The organism is Pseudomonas sp. RT6P73 (genome assembly GCF_054897715.1).
Genome location: NZ_JBUBUV010000002.1, coordinates 5,452,383 through 5,470,361, shown reverse-complemented (window position 1 = coordinate 5,470,361; position 17,979 = coordinate 5,452,383). Strand labels below are relative to the sequence as shown.

At 50.6% G+C, this 17,979-nt stretch carries 14 protein-coding genes and 1 pseudogene; 2 read left to right on the top strand and 13 right to left on the bottom strand.

The window, feature by feature from the left end:
* Nucleotides 1-1,253: 1,253 nt before the first annotated feature.
* From ACYZT6_RS25350 to ACYZT6_RS25335, 4 genes and pseudogenes are all read right to left on the bottom strand, one after another.
* Nucleotides 1,254-1,397: a hypothetical protein gene (locus tag ACYZT6_RS25350; RefSeq protein ID WP_462029096.1), complete on the bottom strand. Its 144-nt coding sequence runs from the start codon at nt 1,395-1,397 to the stop codon at nt 1,254-1,256.
* Entirely contained in the window at nt 1,394-2,068 is a 675-nt protein-coding gene (locus ACYZT6_RS25345; RefSeq protein WP_462029095.1) for a response regulator transcription factor, read from the bottom strand. The genes ACYZT6_RS25350 and ACYZT6_RS25345 overlap by 4 nt, the downstream gene beginning before the upstream one ends.
* 43 nt (nt 2,069-2,111) lie before the next feature.
* Nucleotides 2,112-2,714 (bottom strand): hypothetical protein, encoded by a 603-nt coding sequence (locus ACYZT6_RS25340; RefSeq protein WP_462029094.1) that lies wholly within the window; start codon nt 2,712-2,714, stop codon nt 2,112-2,114.
* A gap of 399 nt (nt 2,715-3,113) precedes the next feature.
* A pseudogene (locus tag ACYZT6_RS25335) lies at nt 3,114-4,396 on the bottom strand (IS3 family transposase).
* 852 nt (nt 4,397-5,248) lie between these two features.
* Here ACYZT6_RS25335 and ACYZT6_RS25330 point away from each other — a divergent pair.
* Both ACYZT6_RS25330 and ACYZT6_RS25325 read left to right on the top strand, forming a co-directional pair.
* Nucleotides 5,249-5,851: a hypothetical protein gene (locus ACYZT6_RS25330; RefSeq protein ID WP_462029094.1), complete on the top strand. Its 603-nt coding sequence runs from the start codon at nt 5,249-5,251 to the stop codon at nt 5,849-5,851.
* A gap of 211 nt (nt 5,852-6,062) precedes the next feature.
* The gene (locus ACYZT6_RS25325) at nt 6,063-6,461 is read left to right on the top strand and encodes a hypothetical protein (RefSeq protein WP_462029093.1); all 399 of its coding nucleotides are present in this window, start codon (nt 6,063-6,065) and stop codon (nt 6,459-6,461) included.
* Between the two features lie 160 nt (nt 6,462-6,621).
* Here ACYZT6_RS25325 and ACYZT6_RS25320 read toward each other — a convergent pair whose 3' ends face one another.
* From ACYZT6_RS25320 to ACYZT6_RS25280, 9 genes are all read right to left on the bottom strand, one after another.
* Nucleotides 6,622-7,506 (bottom strand): tyrosine-type recombinase/integrase, encoded by an 885-nt coding sequence (locus tag ACYZT6_RS25320; RefSeq protein ID WP_462029092.1) that lies wholly within the window; start codon nt 7,504-7,506, stop codon nt 6,622-6,624.
* Between the two features lie 56 nt (nt 7,507-7,562).
* Entirely contained in the window at nt 7,563-7,931 is a 369-nt protein-coding gene (locus tag ACYZT6_RS25315; protein WP_462029091.1) for a hypothetical protein, read from the bottom strand.
* Nucleotides 7,928-8,815, bottom strand: coding sequence for a hypothetical protein (locus ACYZT6_RS25310; protein WP_462029090.1), 888 nt, complete (start codon nt 8,813-8,815; stop codon nt 7,928-7,930). The genes ACYZT6_RS25315 and ACYZT6_RS25310 overlap by 4 nt, the downstream gene beginning before the upstream one ends.
* On the bottom strand, nt 8,812-10,065 hold the full coding sequence (locus tag ACYZT6_RS25305; protein WP_462029089.1) for a hypothetical protein: 1,254 nt from the start codon (nt 10,063-10,065) through the stop codon (nt 8,812-8,814). The genes ACYZT6_RS25310 and ACYZT6_RS25305 overlap by 4 nt, the downstream gene beginning before the upstream one ends.
* Nucleotides 10,055-11,254, bottom strand: coding sequence for a hypothetical protein (locus ACYZT6_RS25300; protein ID WP_462029088.1), 1,200 nt, complete (start codon nt 11,252-11,254; stop codon nt 10,055-10,057). The genes ACYZT6_RS25305 and ACYZT6_RS25300 overlap by 11 nt, the downstream gene beginning before the upstream one ends.
* A 434-nt stretch (nt 11,255-11,688) precedes the next feature.
* The gene (locus ACYZT6_RS25295) at nt 11,689-13,062 is read right to left on the bottom strand and encodes a tyrosine-type recombinase/integrase (protein ID WP_462029087.1); all 1,374 of its coding nucleotides are present in this window, start codon (nt 13,060-13,062) and stop codon (nt 11,689-11,691) included.
* Nucleotides 13,055-13,558 (bottom strand): hypothetical protein, encoded by a 504-nt coding sequence (locus tag ACYZT6_RS25290; RefSeq protein WP_462029086.1) that lies wholly within the window; start codon nt 13,556-13,558, stop codon nt 13,055-13,057. Before ACYZT6_RS25290 ends, ACYZT6_RS25295 begins: the two co-directional genes overlap by 8 nt.
* Entirely contained in the window at nt 13,555-15,648 is a 2,094-nt protein-coding gene (locus ACYZT6_RS25285; RefSeq protein ID WP_462029085.1) for a hypothetical protein, read from the bottom strand. The genes ACYZT6_RS25290 and ACYZT6_RS25285 overlap by 4 nt, the downstream gene beginning before the upstream one ends.
* On the bottom strand, nt 15,649-17,931 hold the full coding sequence (locus tag ACYZT6_RS25280; RefSeq protein ID WP_462029084.1) for a hypothetical protein: 2,283 nt from the start codon (nt 17,929-17,931) through the stop codon (nt 15,649-15,651).
* Nucleotides 17,932-17,979: the final 48 nt, after the last annotated feature.

The following is a 17,979-nucleotide window of genomic DNA, read 5'->3' as shown; positions in this document are numbered from 1 at the left end:
GGCACGATGAGCACCGCGTCACTGTGGTGTGGGGCGCCTAGCCTGTAGGCTCCTTCAGGCACAGCCAAATAAAAAATCCCCAATTAATGACTTTTCACGACAGCCCCGCGGTCGTTAGTCCCATGTCAGGCCGCAGCGCTGAAGCATTGCAGAAGCGACCGCGACGATGTCGCGCATTCACCGATTGGTTTCGTCGTGCTGTTGAGAGCCTTTTCTGAGGGGCGTATCTGGGCTGTCTGTGCGGATACTTGACGCTTCGCACGACCACACGTTGCGCTAGGGGCATAGACACCACCTCGCCGTCACGGAACGCAGTGTTCCGTGCGCAGTGCACCTCGGGAGCAGCCTCACCCGGATCAATCCTTGCTGTTAGGCGTGGACGGCCCTCCTTATGCTCCGAGATCAGTGTGGCGGTTGCGAGAACACAAAAAACTGCGGTGCTGGGCATTGCTTTTTCATGGACGCTAAAACCGGTCCTTTGGACGTGTTTTCAATGACGTTCTGCGTAACTATTGCGCACACATCCATCGAAGGTCGCCCGGATCGGCGTCGGCGCTTGAGCCGTGCGCAGCGGCTTTCCCTGTTCCGTCGGGCCCGAGGTGAATATGCAGGGTTTCTGGTCAGTCCCAGTGACCTGAGCGACCTAGCTGTATTTGGATAAGTCATCGGCGTGATGCAGCCACCATAAACCGATAATGCCAAAGGTAATCAGGACGTAGGTAATTAAGGCGGGCGCTACATTACGTAGGGTCATCGGCGCGACTGATTTCATATCGTTTTCTCTTGCTTTGCGGCTCCCGACGGCCGATTCAGGAGGCGCCCGCCGTGTTGGACGGTGGCCGGGGATAGAGCCAGGCCACTGCGCGGTATAACCGTGATTGACCTCGCCTTTGCCTCCTCCATGGGCGCCCGCTGATACGGCAGGCAGATCCAGCCCGCTTGTTTGTGCTAACGGGCTACGTCCCCTTTCTGACGCGCAAAAAAGAGCCCGCCGATGGGGAGGCGGGCTAATAGCCACGGATGCTTCGTGTGATCCAGTAAGTCCAACGTCCCGTACATGCTCACATGTACGGGATAGGGCATAGATTACCAGAGGCCCCCTGTTGCGCCTGTAGGACGACTGTAGGGCACCTGTTTCCGAGTGTGACGCGAGAAAGTAAGTGTAGTGTCGACTGGTGTAAACAGAGGGGGAGGCGTTTGGGGGAAGCAATGGAGTCTGCGCCTGCTGGAAAGCGGCGTGCTCTGTGCCATCCTCATAGGGCGATAATAAAAGCGGCCAACGCCATGATCGCCACACTGACCAGCACTTCGCCGGTCAATGGCGGCGATGCCACCACGAACAAACCGATGAACAGCGCAGCGGCGCCCATCAACCGAATCCAGCGCCCCCGGGTCATCGACAACGCTCCGTGAACAAATAGCCCTGATCACGCACGCCGTCGATCGGCGTGAAGCCATTCAGGCCTTCGAGCTTGAGCCGTAGATGATCCATCAGCCTTTCGAGGACATTCGGATCGTGCGCATCGTCGTTCAGGTGCAGCTCCATCAAACGTTCCTTAGCCACCAATTGCTGGGGATGGCGCATCAAGTATTCAAGAATCCGATATTCATAGGTCGTCAGGGTCAGCGGCCTTTCATCAAGCGAGGCCTGCTGGCTGTTGAGATGCAATGCCAACGGACCTGCGACCAAGGTTGGCGGGGTGGACCCGCAGGAGGTGCGTAGCAATACACTCAGCCGAGTGTTCAGCTCATCGAACTGAAAGGGTTTGACCAGATAGTCATTGGCCCCGGCTTCCAGGCCTTTAACCTTGTCCTGCCAGTTACTTCGTGCGGAAAGAATCAGGATGGGATAATGCTGGCCGCGGGCCCGTAGCTGACGGATCAGCTCCAGGCCACTTATCCCCGGCAATCCGAGATCGATCAGCGCCAGGTCATGGTGACTCTGCACAGTCAGCGCCAAGGCCTCTTCGGCATTAGCCACCGCGTCGACGGCGTGGCCGCTCTTGCTTAGAAAACTGTGCAACTGACGACGCACCAGGGTTTCATCTTCAACGACCAGCAGTTTCATTACGCGCTCCTGAATCCGTCGCGGACATTAATCGTCAGGTGGGTTAGAACGCGTAGTTGGCCGCCAGGTAGGTCTGCGCGCTGCTGTTGAGCTTCATGGAACCCTGCTTGCTGCCGCCGTGCTCATTCAGTTCGGTACTGGCGTTGGTGCGCAGGTAGCGGTAACCCAGTTCCACCGAGGTGTTTTGCGACACTTGCTGCAGGACACCGAGCTGAGCGCCGACGGTGTAACCGATGTTGCTGTCACGGCTGAAACCGGGCGATTCCTGGGCGACTTTGGTGATACCCGCCGAGGCACCGCCAAACAGTTTGGTGCTGTTGCCCACTGGCAGAAACAGGTCATAGCTGCCCAGCAGGTTTTCCTGGCGCTGCTTGAAGCCGTGCTGCGAACCGGACACATTGTCATACGTCAGGTAGTAACGGCTGTCATCGTTTTGCCGGCCCGCGCGCAGACCCACGGTGTGGTCCTTGTGGATGATGCCGTCGGCGCTGGGGTGGCTGAGGTTATCGTTCAGCGATTTGGATTTGCTGAACTGGTTGCTGGTCTGACCATAGGTCAAACTCGCGAAATTCTTGGTTTCGGCCTGAGCCGCGGCTGCGGTGCCCAGCATGGAGAAAGCCAGCAACAGTTTTTTGAAGTGCGTCATGGGGGATTTTCCTGGTGAGTTAAGTGCGTTGGGTGACGGCGCAACATTACGCATTTGTCCCTGAACGCTCCTTGAACCCACGCTGTACCTGAGCTGAACCAGATCAAACGATTGCAATGCACAATCCTCCCCCTCATTTTGAGCCATGGCTTACCCGTCGTTTCATCCTCGTCTGGAAGACGATTATCGTAACCGGGTGCTCATTGTTGAAGATGACGTATTAGACTCAAGTTCTAAACGCGGACAGGGGAAACCAGGCGTGTCATTGCATGGAGTTGAGAACACTGTTCGTGGTCGCCGTCCTAGGATTGATGATACTGGCCATAGCACATTGATGAGGGTCTGACAGGTCTCGGATAGATATTGAGACAGTTATATCGAGGGACATTAAAATCTGCGCTAACGTTTGATCCGCAGCCTCATCGGTGGACTTGCCCCTACAAAACCGGACACCAACTCCCAGTTAAATTGATGCTGCCGCCAAGCGCCTGAATCCCTCGGTGAGCGATAGTTCAAGGCGCTGTGCGGATGCTGCTCGTTGTAGTGTTCGAAGGCAATTGCCAGGTTACGCAACGCCGTTTCTCGATCCGGCTTGGGCATGTGCGCCACGTAATCACGCTTGATCGTCTTCACGAAACTCTCGGCCATGCCGTTGCTCTACGGGCTACGCACCGGTGTGGTCACCGGCTGCAAGCCGATCTGCCGAGCAAACAGGCGCGTCTGTTCGGCGGTGTACGCCGAGCCGTTGTCGCTGAGCCATTGCACCGGCGTGGTGGGCAGTTGATCACCGAAGCGCTTGTCCACGCTTTCCAGCATCAAGTCGCGGATATCATCGCCGCTGTACCCGGTCGGGCTCGCGACCCAGCCGGTGGCCTCGCGATCACAGCAGTCCAGGGCGAAGGTCACGCTCAGTTTTTGCGCCGTCCTCGCAGCGGAACTCAAAGCCGTCCGAGCACCAACGTGTATCGCTGGTTTGCACGGCAATACGGCCTTCGTGCCGACGCGCTACTCCCGGTTGCGTGATCCGGCGCTCTAGCAGCAAGTTGTGATCACGCATGACCCGGTAAACCCGCTTCACGTTGATCGCCGACAACGACTGCTTTTCACGGGCACGACGCAGTAATCCCCAGACACGACGGTAGCCATAGCTGGGTAGTTCGCTGACCTGTTGCTGGATTTCAACTACCAACTCAGCATCGTTCACGGGCCTGCTTGGCCGAACTTTGGGCGATACCGATTGCTTGATTCGAACCGTTAATTGCGAGCGCGCCACACCGAGACATTCGCTGACCAACTTCACTGGTCGTCCCCCGGCAACAAGGGTGAGTGCGCAATCCATTTTCGCGACCGGGCAATCTCCACGGCCTCTTTGAGGATTTCTGCTTCCATCGTTTTCTTGCCCAGCATCCGTTGCAGTTCTCGGATCTGCTTGAGCGCATCGCTCAGTTCGGACGCAGGAACCACCGCTTCACCGGCACTGACCGCCGACAGACTGCCGTCCTGATACAGCTTGCGCCACAGGAACAGCTGGTTGGCATTGATGCCGTTGCGCCGAGCCACCACCGAAACGCTTTGCCCTGGCTCAAGACTCTCACGAACCATGGCCAGTTTTGCTCTGGGCTCCAGCGGCGCCGCCGCTCCTGGCCCAAAAGCTCCCCACTCTTATCGTTGCTGTTAGTCATAAACATAACCGTTTGCCTATCCCTTATCGTAAGGGGGAAACGGTGTCCTGTCTTTCATGGGGCTCGTTCAATCGGTTTAGCCTGCCATTGGTCTTTATCCACCTATTGTTGTGGGCTCTTTTTCTGACAACTCAAGCGGTAATGCTTGGACCTCCACTTAGACACCACGTCTTCACGCTCAGGGTGGTCGGCAGGTGAAGTCGATCTATGTTCGGCCCCCTTTCTGCACGGCCTAGGCAGCTCGCAGAGGCTCCGGTGCCCAGTTCATGCCGGTGCTTTCCACTCCACGCGTTTCATCGCCGTCAGATCCTGGTCAACCAAGGCTTTGGCCAATTCGGCTTTAAGTCGTTGTGCATGCTTCAGCACGGTGGGGCGCCGCCGGCGCGTTGATCGACGCTGAACTCCGATTTGGTGATATGGATGAGGCCCAACAGCGCTGGACTGGCGAGATTAAAAACTGAATGTCGAGATCAAGCAAAGCTCGGTTTCAAACGACGTCGGTCAACTCTTGCAAAGCATCCCCGGCATCGCTCCCCTCATCGCTACCGCGCTGGTGGCGGCTGTCGCTGATGCTTCGGTGAGGGTGTAACTGCGCGGGGAGGTGAACGTACGCAATGTTTTATTTTCGCATCGAACCCTAAAGCGGTGGTGAGCAGGCCTGCTGTTTCAGGAAAGCTATTCGAGGCCTTTATCTATCACATGTAAAGCTGATGTTGACCCGTATGTTTACGCCTCAAACCATCGTTTGATCTGGTTCAGCTCAGGTACAGCGTGGGTTCAAGGAGCGTTCAGGGACAAATGCGTAATGTTGCGCCGTCACCCAACGCACTTAACTCACCAGGAAAATCCCCCATGACGCACTTCAAAAAACTGTTGCTGGCTTTCTCCATGCTGGGCACCGCAGCCGCGGCTCAGGCCGAAACCAAGAATTTCGCGAGTTTGACCTATGGTCAGACCAGCAACCAGTTCAGCAAATCCAAATCGCTGAACGATAACCTCAGCCACCCCAGCGCCGACGGCATCATCCACAAGGACCACACCGTGGGTCTGCGCGCGGGCCGGCAAAACGATGACAGCCGTTACTACCTGACGTATGACAATGTGTCCGGTTCGCAGCACGGCTTCAAGCAGCGCCAGGAAAACCTGCTGGGCAGCTATGACCTGTTTCTGCCAGTGGGCAACAGCACCAAACTGTTTGGCGGTGCCTCGGCGGGTATCACCAAAGTCGCCCAGGAATCGCCCGGTTTCAGCCGTGACAGCAACATCGGTTACACCGTCGGCGCTCAGCTCGGTGTCCTGCAGCAAGTGTCGCAAAACACCTCGGTGGAACTGGGTTACCGCTACCTGCGCACCAACGCCAGTACCGAACTGAATGAGCACGGCGGCAGCAAGCAGGGTTCCATGAAGCTCAACAGCAGCGCGCAGACCTACCTGGCGGCCAACTACGCGTTCTAACCCACCTGACGATTAATGTCCGCGACGGATTCAGGAGCGCGTAATGAAACTGCTGGTCGTTGAAGATGAAACCCTGGTGCGCCATGCCAGCTTCACGGCTACAGACGCTTAACATTGAAGGGGTAAGGGGAGGTCTTTCAGCGTCTAGCGCAGGTTCGGTGCAAGGCTTTGATTGACTTGACTATCGATTGACCATTTAGGATTTTACGTGATGAAAGTCTTTGTGAAAGCGTTAGTGTGCAGCGCTGTGCTCCTTAGCGTTACGGCGTGTTCAACCATCAATGGGCTGGATTCGTCTGATAAAGGTATTTCCTTTGAAGTGTCCAATAAACCCTACAGCGAGATATGGAAGTCCTCTGTCAATGCGATGAGCACTAACTTGACGATCGTTGAGGTAGATGAACGCAAGGGGGTGATTAAATCTGAAGCACGTCCGGGCTTGGCTACCTGGGGAGAAGTCGTGGGCGTTTTTATTAAACCCACCACGCCGTCAGGGGAGCGTTATTTAATTCGAGTGATTAGTAAAACGCGCTCTTCGTTCCAGATCACGGGCCAAGACTGGGCGCCGTCCGTTGCGGCTCGCATCCAGGCAGACTTGCATGCCAAGTAATGACCGACTTTGATTACCCTGAAGTTTAAGTCGCCACTGTTTAAAGGTGTATCAGCGGCGTCGGGGTGGGCTGAGTCGGGGCACCGTCGATCAAATGTCCAAACGTGCGATTTGACGGTGCGAAATGCGTTAAAACCTTTCGGCTCCGAATCATGTGCCCTCACAACAGCGCTTCAAAAGACGTGATCAGGTCAAGCAGGGTTCGCGTGTTCTTGCTGAGGTCGGACTGATCAAGTTCAGAGATCAAGTGGGTCAGTTGTTCTGTGATGGCGCTCAGTGATTGAAGCTTTTCGATAGAGGGCGAGGTCTCGTGCAGTTGTTGAGCTTCGTCCCACGCCAGATGAATGTAAATATCCAGCGATGCCAGGTTCTTGTGGCCTGTGAGCTCCTGTACTTTGCGCTTCAACGTCTGCGTGTTCATTAGCGCTTCCCTGAAGTCGCTGAGGGTCTCGATTTTGCTACGCATGATTTGTGCGACGAAGATCTTGGTAATAAAACGATGGCGGAACAGATGTGGGCTGACAGGCTCAGCAATCTGAGCAAGGGTGCGCAACTTTTGGATTTCGAAGGTGATGGTGTTGGCGCAAAGGGGGCGACCACTGGTCTCACTGACGAACAAATAACCATGATCGAGTTGCGTTGTCAGATGCTTGGCCATCAAGGGGGCGCGATGCACGTGCACATAGTCGGTCAGTAGCTGGGTATCCCGATCGCTGATCGGAATTTCCCGATACGTCAGCCGGTCGTTGTGCTCCGGCGCATCTGCCCTTGGCGTTTTCCCCGCCTGCTTGACCACCAGCATGCGTAAATGGCCGGTTTTTCCGGCGTGGGCCACCGAGGCAAGGGTCAGGTGTTTTAATTCCAGCCGTCGCCCTCCGGTCATCTCCAGGGTGCGGATCATTACCCGTCGTCGTTCTTTGACAAAGGCGCTTGCGGTCTGATCACTGAACGCTGCGAGACGCAGGCGCTTGATCTGTTCGGTGGTGATGGGCAAGCGGCGTGAAATCCTGGACTCCAACGGCATGGCAGCATGATGCAGTCCCATGCCCCGCATCTTGGTCCCATCCGCCAAGACCCTGTCGTACAGCTTACGTTGGATGCTCAGCCTGACCGGCTGGACAAATGAGGTAGACAAGTAGTGGATAAATTCGAGGCCTGGGTTTTGCGGGGCGCCGGTCCTTGGCGACGGGCGTTGTCGATCGCGGTGCGGGCTGCTTGCCGGAGCCGATCGAGGGTGCCAAAGCCCCCCGGCACATGGTGTTGGCAGTAGCGTTTGAACGTGTTGAGCGAGACGGCAAATATCCTCTGTTCCGGTCTAGTCATGCGGCACAAATTGCCTTGACTTTTTAAGCTTGCAACAAGGGTTGCATCGTCGGCAAAGTGGGCAGGCTCGGTTTGTATGTGTTCAAGCAAAGCAATCAACGCCTGAACATAATGCGCTTGGGTCGCCACCGGAATGATTTTTTTCATGGCAATGGCCTGGGGTGAATCGTCACGATAATCTTGAAGGTTGTCGCTTCGTCATCGTGGATAAAGTGCGGTTCAATGCTGACCTCCTGGTGAGCCAGGCTGTGCTCGATATAAGCATCCAGAGCGTCCTCGCCAAGCAGCGTAAAATCGCTTACCCCGTAACGATCTCGCATAAAGCATTTGAGACCCTCTACCTGCGCAGCCCCCTTTCTCAGCATATCCGCCCCCCACTCGGATTTAACCTGCCTCAACACTTCCCCGGGGGTGGTATCTGATATGTAGTGGTAAATCATTTCCGTGTCCGAGTGCCCCAGCATCCAGCGCAGCACATCCAGGCCGTCCTGCTCCTGGTGCCAAAAGAAAATCTGAGCAAAGAAGCGACGCAATTGATGGTGTCGAAAATAATACCGTCGCCCCGTTGCATCGAGGGGCGTCTCGAAATAATCACAGAAATAGTCGATGCTTTCATTCATCGCCACATGAGTGAGTTTGCGCAATGGCCCGTAAATACTGGGGTAGCTCAATATTTCGACAGGCTTGTGCAGCAAGCCGGCCTCGATCAGTGACGTTTGCAGGCCTCTGAGCGAAACCAGCATTTGCGAAACAATGGGAGGGATCGGTCGGATGATGGATTGATTGTGATCAAACAGACCGGTTTTTCGATTCAGCGTTACAAGCGATTGCAAATCAGCTGTCAGGCAGGTATCTGCCATGGCGTGTTGCAGCTCTGATGAACGGCGTGCTTCGAGGGCACCCAATACCAGACCAATGCCACCGAACAAGATGCGTAGCAACTCCCACAGACCTGGTGCCTGTCGATAGCCGGAAAAAAAATCGGCGCGACTTGTTCGCTTCTTTGAAAACTTGCCTGGGGTTGTCTTCACGCACCACTGCTGAACATGCAGATCCTGCAGTATCGGGCAGAGGAAGCGGGCAAGGGAGTGTTTTGACGCAAACGCCCTGACGGTTTCGCGCCCGCCTGGTGTGCCGCACGCGCCAGATCAAGGTAGCTGGAAAGAATCGCCTGACCATAGACCAGATAAAACTCGATCGCATGGCGTATCCCGATGAGTACCGCACTGACGGGCGCGCTGATATAGCGGCCGCTGCGAGTGATGTTGAACTGATCGACCAGATAGGTTCTGTTCACCTCGGGGAATGGGGATAGGGGGCACGAGCAAGAATAGGCCGACACGCTGTTCAAGCCTTGCAGCACATGAATAAACTCACCCATTCTGGCGATGTTCGGAGCGCGGTGTTGATGACGGGTGGGGGCTGGCGGATGTTCCCGACACCATCGTTCCATGGGCAACAGCGACAGAATTTGAGGTGAGGGACACTTGATTCGTCCCAGTGTCCGGTTGGCGTAGAGGGCCTTGATGATCTTGTCGGTATTGAGACCCCACTGAAAATCCGTGGCGCCGTTTCTCTTGTACAACCCTTGCTGCCATAACACGGCGCGAAGTCTGATGATTTTATCGGGCGTCAAACCGCCCAGGGCCACCAGCTGTTGATCGATCAGACTGCCCCCCTCGAGGCCGTCCAGACGCACGGGTGATTCGGCCAGGAACGGAAATTGCGCCAACGTTTGAGCAATGCTCGTTTCTTGTGTGCTTTCAACCAGCGTCTGGAGAAACGCGTTCAGCCGACGCGGCCACTCATAAATTGAGGTGGTAGAGCGTGCGCAAGACGCCAATTGTACGAGCAACGTTTTCATGTCGTTGGCGGTGAACAGCCGAAGACCGTTCTGTGCGATACCCAACGCTTGCCAGTTCAGCAAAAAATAATCGATGAGCTTGACGGTGATATTCACGCGCGCACGTATGGAAACGCTACTCGCAAAGATACCCTTGCTGGCGCTTCCCTGTTCGGCACTGCAAATCCACATTTTGAACAGTTTGACGAGCTCACCGTGGTCACACTGCCCAAGCGTCAGCGTATCGCTCAACACGATCCGAAAGTCGAGTTCAAAGGCGTTTGAATGACCAAACTTCAGCGTCCAACAATCTTGCTCGAAGGGCGAGTGCAAAAAGCTAGCCGAGTGAACGTCATCCAGACGGTGGGCGTCGTAATGAGTGAGAAACTCGAGGGTGGCTTTTTCAGGGACATGGCCAAGTCGATGCTTATTGTTCATACACCACCCCTCGCTTGAAATTGATGGGGCCTTGGGAGCGGGCGGCTTGCACCATGTCCAGCCACTCAAGGCTGTTTTCTGCGTCCGACTCAAGATAGGTCAAAAGATGCTGGGTGAACTCGGCCCAATGTCGGGCTTTTCCATTAAGCCGTCCAGGGTCGGTACCGCTCAGCAAATGCAGTGTGAGCAGAATGCGCAGAGTCACGATGCTAAGGCAGATAAAGGTCCTGTCGCCCAAACGGTCAGTGGTAATAGAGGCAGCATCCTGAGGCCGTGGAATAGTTAAAACATGGTGCTCCAAAAAAGCATCCAGCTTCAGAGCACTGTCGAAACCTGTTGCTTGAAGCAACAGCGGAGTATCGACCATCGCCTGTACGATGATGCCCGTCTGAAACACTCTCACCCAACGATCTCGGTAAAAGTGCAGGATGCTTGAGGGCAAGTACCGTAGCAGCAAATCAGGGGTGTAGGCATTATGGCCCAGCGCTTGGGCCATACGGTAAACACTGCTGGTCTCAAAAAATACCAGAACAGCCGCCGTACTTCTCATTGTTGAAGGACGCAGCAATGAGTGGGCCAACTCGGGAATCAGGGCGTGGCTTTGCGGGTGCAACGCCATCAATTCGTCGCGCAACGTCGTCAGCATTTTGGGGGTGAGTTGAACTTTGCACGCGTAGGGGGAGGGGCGTCCGAAGCCAGACTTACAGGTGAGTAACAACCGGCGCCGCGCGTCATCGTTTTGTGTCTTTAAATACGCGCGAAGGGGGGCGGTCATCAGCGCAAGAAACTCGACGAGTTTTTCGCTCTCGGTGGTCAGCTTGACCTGCATTTGCGAGCTGGCCGCCTGCTTGCGGTCTTTATACCCCAGCAGGTAATAACAGGTATCGCCTGGTTTTTTCCCTACCCGCTTGCCGTTGCGATTGAACAACTCCACGCTATTAAGAAAGCTCGGTGTGATCTCTGGATGTAACCGGATTAACTTCAAGCAAAAGGCAAGCAACGTCTCTGACAATGGCAGTGCTAACGTCTTGCCCAGGCCTTTGATCTTAAGTCGATGGTTCCTTTTTGCACGGATTAACGCGCCGAACCCATTCCCCCTCAGCGTTGCCGCCAGATTATTGAGTAACATAGGATTATCGGGCGATGTGTGGCGACCACCGTCCACGGATCGCTTGGGACCTCTATCCATGGGCGCCTCCCTCGATAAGTCAGGATCACCTAGAGAAGACCAAAGAAGATGCTTTTGAAGCTTACGCGGATTGTCGAATGCAGGCAGTCAGCCCGCTTAGTACTGGAAAGCCGGTCTCTCAAGCAAAGTAGATTTTTGGAGCGCGCAGGTAGCTTTGACCTAGATTTTGAACCTGCTGGAGGCTTGGCTGGTGCAAGCAAACATCCACCTAAATGCGTATCTTCAGAAAATAAGGAGGCCTGTCTTTCCTTCCCGGCGTTAAGGCCTGCATGCAGCCTCAGTGAATTTTAATCCAATGGAAAAAAGGGGGGAGCGATTCGGGTCGACCCATTTTTGTGCAAGATACGTAAGCGGCCACTCAATCTTACCTACCTTAAATTCATGTGCTTTTTTATGGGCGAGTACAAGTGATAAGAATTCAAAATAACCGTTTGTTAGGTTGATTGCTGAAGATCATTTAGATGTTCAGATATTGTATCCAACAGTTCATTAACTGATGATGAGGAAAAACCCGCCGCTATTTCCGATTGGGCCATTTTAACCGTTTGCAGTAACGATGAGAGGTGCTGGCTGCGAATCGCCGAATCTACAATTGTTTTTCTGTTAGATATGTCCGAGAAAGCAAGGTGTATGTAGTTGTCTAAGGAGTTAATGTTTGTGTGACCTGTCCATTGTTGCACCTCGCGTTTGAAGGATTCAGTATTGATTAGTAGATTCCTGAATTCGTCAGGGTTATTGAAGTCATGCTGAATGATCAATTTTATGAAATACTGAGTGATGAAACGATGCCTGTACATGTGTGGAGATAGGCGCTCATTGATGTCCGCTAGTCCCGCCAAGTCAGAGATCTCTTGTGTGATCGTATTTGGCATAAGACCCTTTCCAGTACGTGCGCTGATAAACAGCAAGCCACCATCATCAACTCCCAGAGATTTGATTTTTGGGAGTCGGTTAAACTCGATATACGAAACAATGAATTTCAGATCTGGAATTGATATGGGCAAATATCGATGATGAATCAAATTCCCCCGTTTTTTTGCCGTTATTATTTTTAATCCAATGGTTGGATCATGGAGTGCTGCATATACATCATGCGTTGTTATTGAAACCAATTCCGAGCGCCGACAACCGGTATGGGTAAGTAGTTTGAGCATGACAAATCTGCGCTTTCTGAGGAACACATCTTCAGTGTTAGCAGCTGCGGTGATTATAGAATTAGAATGAGCCTCAGTGATCGGGAATCTTTTTTTCTCAGGAGATGGTTCAGGGAATGATCGGTGATGCCAATAGTATTTGGTGATGCGCTTTTTTCCCTTTCCAATTTCTATTTCAGCTTTTCTTCGTTCAGCTTTGATCACTCCGTCTTTACCGACGAACTCATCTCTACCAGTGATTTCCCCGATGTATGCCAGTAAATCAACACAGGTTTTCCCAATCGTAAGTATCGAAGACGTCGACCGAGTAGTGTGTGTCGTAAGCGTTGACTTTGTATCGTTTAGCAATGTCTGCATGAAAAATACAAAGAGAGTATCTGTCATTTGCGAAACATCAATAGCGTTATGAGAGCAAAAGCGCAATAAGTGGCTTATGTTACCTGCATAGGTTTTTAATGTCCCGCCTTTGTAATTGCGCGATAATCCTTTTCTGTAAAGAGAGTTCATGTAGCAATTGGAGAAGTGACACCATGTACCATCAGGGTAGCGAAGCATCGGGATGTAAGAGGCCGAGTTAAAAATGTATGTTTGATCGGAAAGTACCGCTAAAGGCAGTTGAAAGTTCTCTGAAGTCAAACGATAAAGTTTAGTCATTTATAGCTCTGGGGTATTTCAATAGTGCATAAATTTCTAATTGTTGTTTTTCACAGAGTTGAACAGTTACTAAATTATTTGTCTTCTTGGCGTACGACCTCGCTTGTTCCATGCTTGTTTCTAATGCAATGGTGTAGCAAAGTATTTCTTCGTTGAGAAGCTGTATTTCTCTCTTAAGGGTAATGATGTCATCTCTTAATGTTTTAGGTTTTTGTTGATCTGAAATTCTACCCTTTACTGGGGGAAGTGCTTTTAGTGCTAATATCCTTGCATGGTCCAGAGCCTCAAAGCCTCCTGAAAGGAAGCAATCTGCACGGGTCTTCAATGTATTTAAAGAGCATGAGTAAATGTTCTTATCTGGAGCTGAGTACCGAGAAACTGAACCTTGTGATTTCAAGAATCCCTCTATCGATGATTCACGATATTTGTGCGGATGAGAGGCAATATCGAGAAGAAAATTATAAAGATTGAGTGTGGAGTGCAGTTTTTTGCTCATTTTGATTTTATCAATTTGGTTATAAGTCTATAGGTAGTTACATCGTCTACTTTAATAAAATACGGCTCGACAGTCAGCGATTGGTTTTCGATTAGCGTTTCCAAGTAAATCTCTACTTCTTGGGAATCCAACACGGTAAACTCATTTGTGCCAAAATGTACAAATAGAGCTGCCGCGAGCTCGTTGGATACCTCTTCGTCGCCAGCCGCTAAGGAGTCTGCTAAGTAAGCTGCTTTTACTCCGCGAAGTACTTCTCCAGGAGTGGCCTCAGTAATGTAGTGATAGAGGTGTTCAAGATCCGCGTGGCCTAAAAACCATCGCAATGTATCAAGGCCGCCAAACGAGTTACCCCAAAAAAATATCATCGAAAACCCGCGCCTCAGTTGGTGCTGACGGAAATAAAATCGTGATCCTTCGCTGTTTCGAGGTGTCTCAATGTAGTCGCAGAAAAAATCAATACTTCTATTGTAAGCGGACGAGCGTAATCTCTCTTTTAGTCCTTTTGCATATCTATCAGGCGGGGCAAATAAGTGTGTATATTCAGTGATGAGTTTGTTCTTTAGCAGAAGACTTTGAAAGTTTTCCAACGTTTCAATGAGGTGGACTCCGATGCTTGGAATAGGCCTCCTTAAAATTTGTTTATTAGATAAAAACCCGGACTTGGCGTTATAAAATATTAAATTGCATTTAGATTTATCAAGGCACTCAAAAGGCATCAGGCTTATGAGTTCAGATTGGCGTCGCGCCATCAGTAATCCGACGATCAATTGCGCCGCGCCATAATATACTCTTAATAGTTCCCACAACCCCTCGTTGCTGCGAAATCTCTTAAAATATTCCTTAACTTTGCTCTCTCTAAGTTCTTTAGAGAGTTTTTTGCCAGCCAGCATCTTGGAACTAAGACTCCAGCATTGGACTCCTAGCGCCGCTAGCCGAGGTGTAATAGCTTTGCGAACCCACCAATCCGAATCCGGATCATTTACGCTCTCACCATACTTCGATTGAGCAGCAATAACAGCAGAAGCAGATTGGAAAATGTCATCCCCGTACTCGTAAATAAAATTGATAGCCTTCTGAAGCGCAGGTAATAGGATGCTCGGTCTCAGTGTCTTAAAACGCATCGTTTGTGCTAAATTTAGGTGCGCCTTAAAATAGCCCAAGCTGAGCTTTGTAAAAGCATGGCTGGGAATTTCAATCCCTAACTCTGGGAGTTTATGAATTGCCATAAAAGTTGCATAGTATTTGGTAAACTGTCTCTCTGTCATTGAGTCTTCATTAACTGCGCGAACGCTAGCTACATTGTACTCAGTTGTCATTCCTGGATAAGGCGCCAGATTCAAGTCCGGTAACGAATTTTTTATACCGGACCCTAAAAGAGTGTTCTTATAGATATGTGAGGAGAGTCGGGTTGTGCTTACCGATAATCTGTAACCTGAGTTAAGATGTGGGCCGTAATAATCGTTCTCGTGTAGCCATATTTTGACTTTAAGAGTTTCGCTTGACGAAAGCCCATACGCTGTTTCATTTTGAACCATTAAAGAATAGAGGTCGGGATTTTTTTCAGCGAAACGTAAGACAATTTGATCGCAGCACTCACTGGTTTTTCTTAGGAAGTCGATCACGGTTTGCCGCCAGTTATAGACTCCTTCGTTAGCTTTCTCCGAGTTCGATAACTGATAAAAAAATGACGCGATATCGTTTTCTGTTAGAAGATCCAATCCATGGCTGGCAAGCTTAAGGCGCGAACGGTTGAGCAATAGGTAGTCAATGATGTTTATCGCTCTTCGTGTGTTAGCATAAGCGGTTATACTACCTGGTTTTACCCCTTGATTTAAATTCCGGGTGTTCTGAACGGTTATCCAGTTTTTGAATATTTGGAGTAATTTTTTGTTTTTGGGGTCGGAGAGTTTAGACCCATCCTCAAGCTCTACATTGAAGTTGAGGCAGAATCTATATCCGCGCGCAAAATCAAAATACCAAATATTGGAATCGAAATCCGAGGTCAGCCATTCGCTTTCAAACCGCGTTTTCTGAGCGGGAAACATTTCTTCAAGAAAGGCCAGTGCATGATTTTTTTCTTTCGCGCTCATTTATATGGTTATCCCTAGTTTGATTTTAGCGTTTGAGAGCGCAAATTGGATGTCAGGTCGATCGCTAAGGCATGAGTCAACATGAGTGATTATTTTAGAGCTGAGAGCTCTCCAAAGATTTGATTGTAGGGGGCTGCTAGATTTGTACCTTGAATCATTAAGCTTTAATAGCTCTTCAAGAATTTTCTCGTTTAGCGATACTAATATAGAGCTGTCGGGCTCCGCTTCGCTTAAGCGATTGGTTGATTCCTCTGGAGGTAGTTTGATTGAATGGTTAAATAGAAACTCCTCAACCTGTTCTAGGCTGTCAAAACCCGAAGCCCTCAATTTGTAGGGGCTCCCATCCATCGCTTCGATAATTATTCCTGCTTGAAAAATTCTAATCCACCGATCTTGAAAGAAATCCCAAATGGGGGCTGGGAGATAACGCGCTAAGAGCGATGGATCAAATGATTTATGGCCAAGCGCTTCAGACATTTTTTTTGCGCTTTTTGATTCTAAATAGATCATTACTCCAGCGGTCGCGCGAACTGTAGACAGATTCGCTCGTGGTGCGAGGTATGTCGCTTCAGTATGATCTAGGCGGGTGTATTTTTTTAACCCGGTTACGATTCTTTCTAACGAAATTGGTGAAGAGGTAATCGAAGACAGCTTTGGTCGCTGAAATTTGCCGAAGCTCCTGACTGCGGAAAGCAGCAAATACCGATAACTATCGTCTCCAATTGATTTTAGGTGTCGTCTGCCATAGTCGGTCACGTCGATTATTTGTTGAACAAGATATGCGCCGAACTCACAAAGGTTAATAACTTGCTCGGCTTCACGGTGCCCTTTACGAAGTTTATATCCGACCAACTGATGCCCGTTATCAGTTGGGATGAAACCAATTTTTTTCCCATGCTCATCAAATATTTCCAAGCTCTCCAAGAAACCAACAGTGATTTTTGGATACAAACTTACGAGCAGTAGGCAGTGTGGGTACAATGAGCCTGTTGTGGCTAAGCCTAGCTCATATGCTGTTTCTTCAGCAGGCGCAGCGAAAATTTGGACTGCTCGCTCCATTATATATGAGTAAGAGTGCTCTTCGATATTTCGTGCGGCATTAGCAAAGCATGCTGGGTTATTGCGATCTCTCATCCATTGAATTTGACCGCCCTCATGTTCTCCATGTCCACCGATCCAGCGAAGTGTTCCATTAGGTACTTCTTGTAATCGACGATTTAGTCTGGCGTCAAGATCCGCGACCTCAGCCTTAGCCCAAGTTGTTAAGTCGTTCATTGATGAGGTTAGGTTGTCAAAGATGTGGTAGATAACCGCTTGGTCTGTAACTTCTAGTGGAATATCGTGCAATAGTTTAGAATGTACAAGTGTTCCGTCATTTCCAGTACTGACTCTGGAAGCCGCATTGTTATAAAGATTTTTTGGTAACACGGGTAATCCAGCATACCCCCCACTCAGTAAGGACGCTGGAATAAGCTGGGTGCGTACGAAGGCTGAGAACTCAACGTTCCAGGCCGACGCAATGGTGCTTAGTTTCTGGCCTTTGCCGTTGTTATACGTTGTTGTGACGTAATACTTCACAAAACGATCCCAAAATTCGCTCATGAATACATCAGAAGTTAGGTGTGTAGGTGTAATGTCAGATGGCTGAGCCTCTATGAACTTTCCCAGTGTCGATAGTAATGGCATTGCTCGATAGCGCCTGCCTGATAAGAAAACATAAGTCTCAGAATAGAGTTTCCTTGTAAACTCCGCACCAAGCTTTCGGTAAAATGCCCATAATGGAAGAAAATGCTTTCCTCCAGAAACGTTCTGCAATGGCCACCCTCGCCAATATTCTATTTTTTTGGGGCATTGCTCTAAGGCATTCAGCACATTTAAGTATTTTTCTATTGCTTCGGTGGTCAGCGGAAATAAGTAATTTTTCTTGGTGGGGTAATTTGCTGATAGGAGTGGAGTTAATGATATGAAGAACTTTGCTCGTTGAGTTCGTAGTAACAGAGTCGTTTGAACATGTTTTTCTGAATATAAAAAACCAAGAAAACCTTCCACCACTTTTCGGAATTTCGGATGCGATGGCGGAGTAGCCAACTGACGGGTTATCTGGAGGTAGCACTCAAAACTCCTAAGCGTAATCTGCTTCACCGATGAACATAGCCGACCACGGCTCGATATTGCGTTGGTAAATATTGCCCTCTGGTCCTCATGCAACTGCTCAAACGGGTAGTGTTCATAGTGGGCGCCATTTGAGAATGTTGGCATCGATTTTACGGCCGGAGATTCCATACTAAGCCTCTGATCTGACGGTCTAAAATTGATTTTTGACAGCTAAAT

Coding starts and splice junctions, on each gene's coding strand:
- ACYZT6_RS25285 (WP_462029085.1), bottom strand. CDS start 15,648: ATGAGCGCGAAAGAAAAAAATCATGCACTGGCCTTTCTTGAAGAAATG.
- ACYZT6_RS25280 (WP_462029084.1), bottom strand. CDS start 17,931: ATGGAATCTCCGGCCGTAAAATCGATGCCAACATTCTCAAATGGCGCC.
- ACYZT6_RS25300 (WP_462029088.1), bottom strand. CDS start 11,254: ATGGATAGAGGTCCCAAGCGATCCGTGGACGGTGGTCGCCACACATCG.
- ACYZT6_RS25290 (WP_462029086.1), bottom strand. CDS start 13,558: ATGAGCAAAAAACTGCACTCCACACTCAATCTTTATAATTTTCTTCTC.
- ACYZT6_RS25315 (WP_462029091.1), bottom strand. CDS start 7,931: ATGAAAAAAATCATTCCGGTGGCGACCCAAGCGCATTATGTTCAGGCG.
- ACYZT6_RS25345 (WP_462029095.1), bottom strand. CDS start 2,068: ATGAAACTGCTGGTCGTTGAAGATGAAACCCTGGTGCGTCGTCAGTTG.
- ACYZT6_RS25350 (WP_462029096.1), bottom strand. CDS start 1,397: ATGACCCGGGGGCGCTGGATTCGGTTGATGGGCGCCGCTGCGCTGTTC.
- ACYZT6_RS25325 (WP_462029093.1), top strand. CDS start 6,063: ATGAAAGTCTTTGTGAAAGCGTTAGTGTGCAGCGCTGTGCTCCTTAGC.
- ACYZT6_RS25330 (WP_462029094.1), top strand. CDS start 5,249: ATGACGCACTTCAAAAAACTGTTGCTGGCTTTCTCCATGCTGGGCACC.
- ACYZT6_RS25320 (WP_462029092.1), bottom strand. CDS start 7,506: ATGGGACTGCATCATGCTGCCATGCCGTTGGAGTCCAGGATTTCACGC.
- ACYZT6_RS25340 (WP_462029094.1), bottom strand. CDS start 2,714: ATGACGCACTTCAAAAAACTGTTGCTGGCTTTCTCCATGCTGGGCACC.
- ACYZT6_RS25305 (WP_462029089.1), bottom strand. CDS start 10,065: ATGAACAATAAGCATCGACTTGGCCATGTCCCTGAAAAAGCCACCCTC.
- ACYZT6_RS25295 (WP_462029087.1), bottom strand. CDS start 13,062: ATGACTAAACTTTATCGTTTGACTTCAGAGAACTTTCAACTGCCTTTA.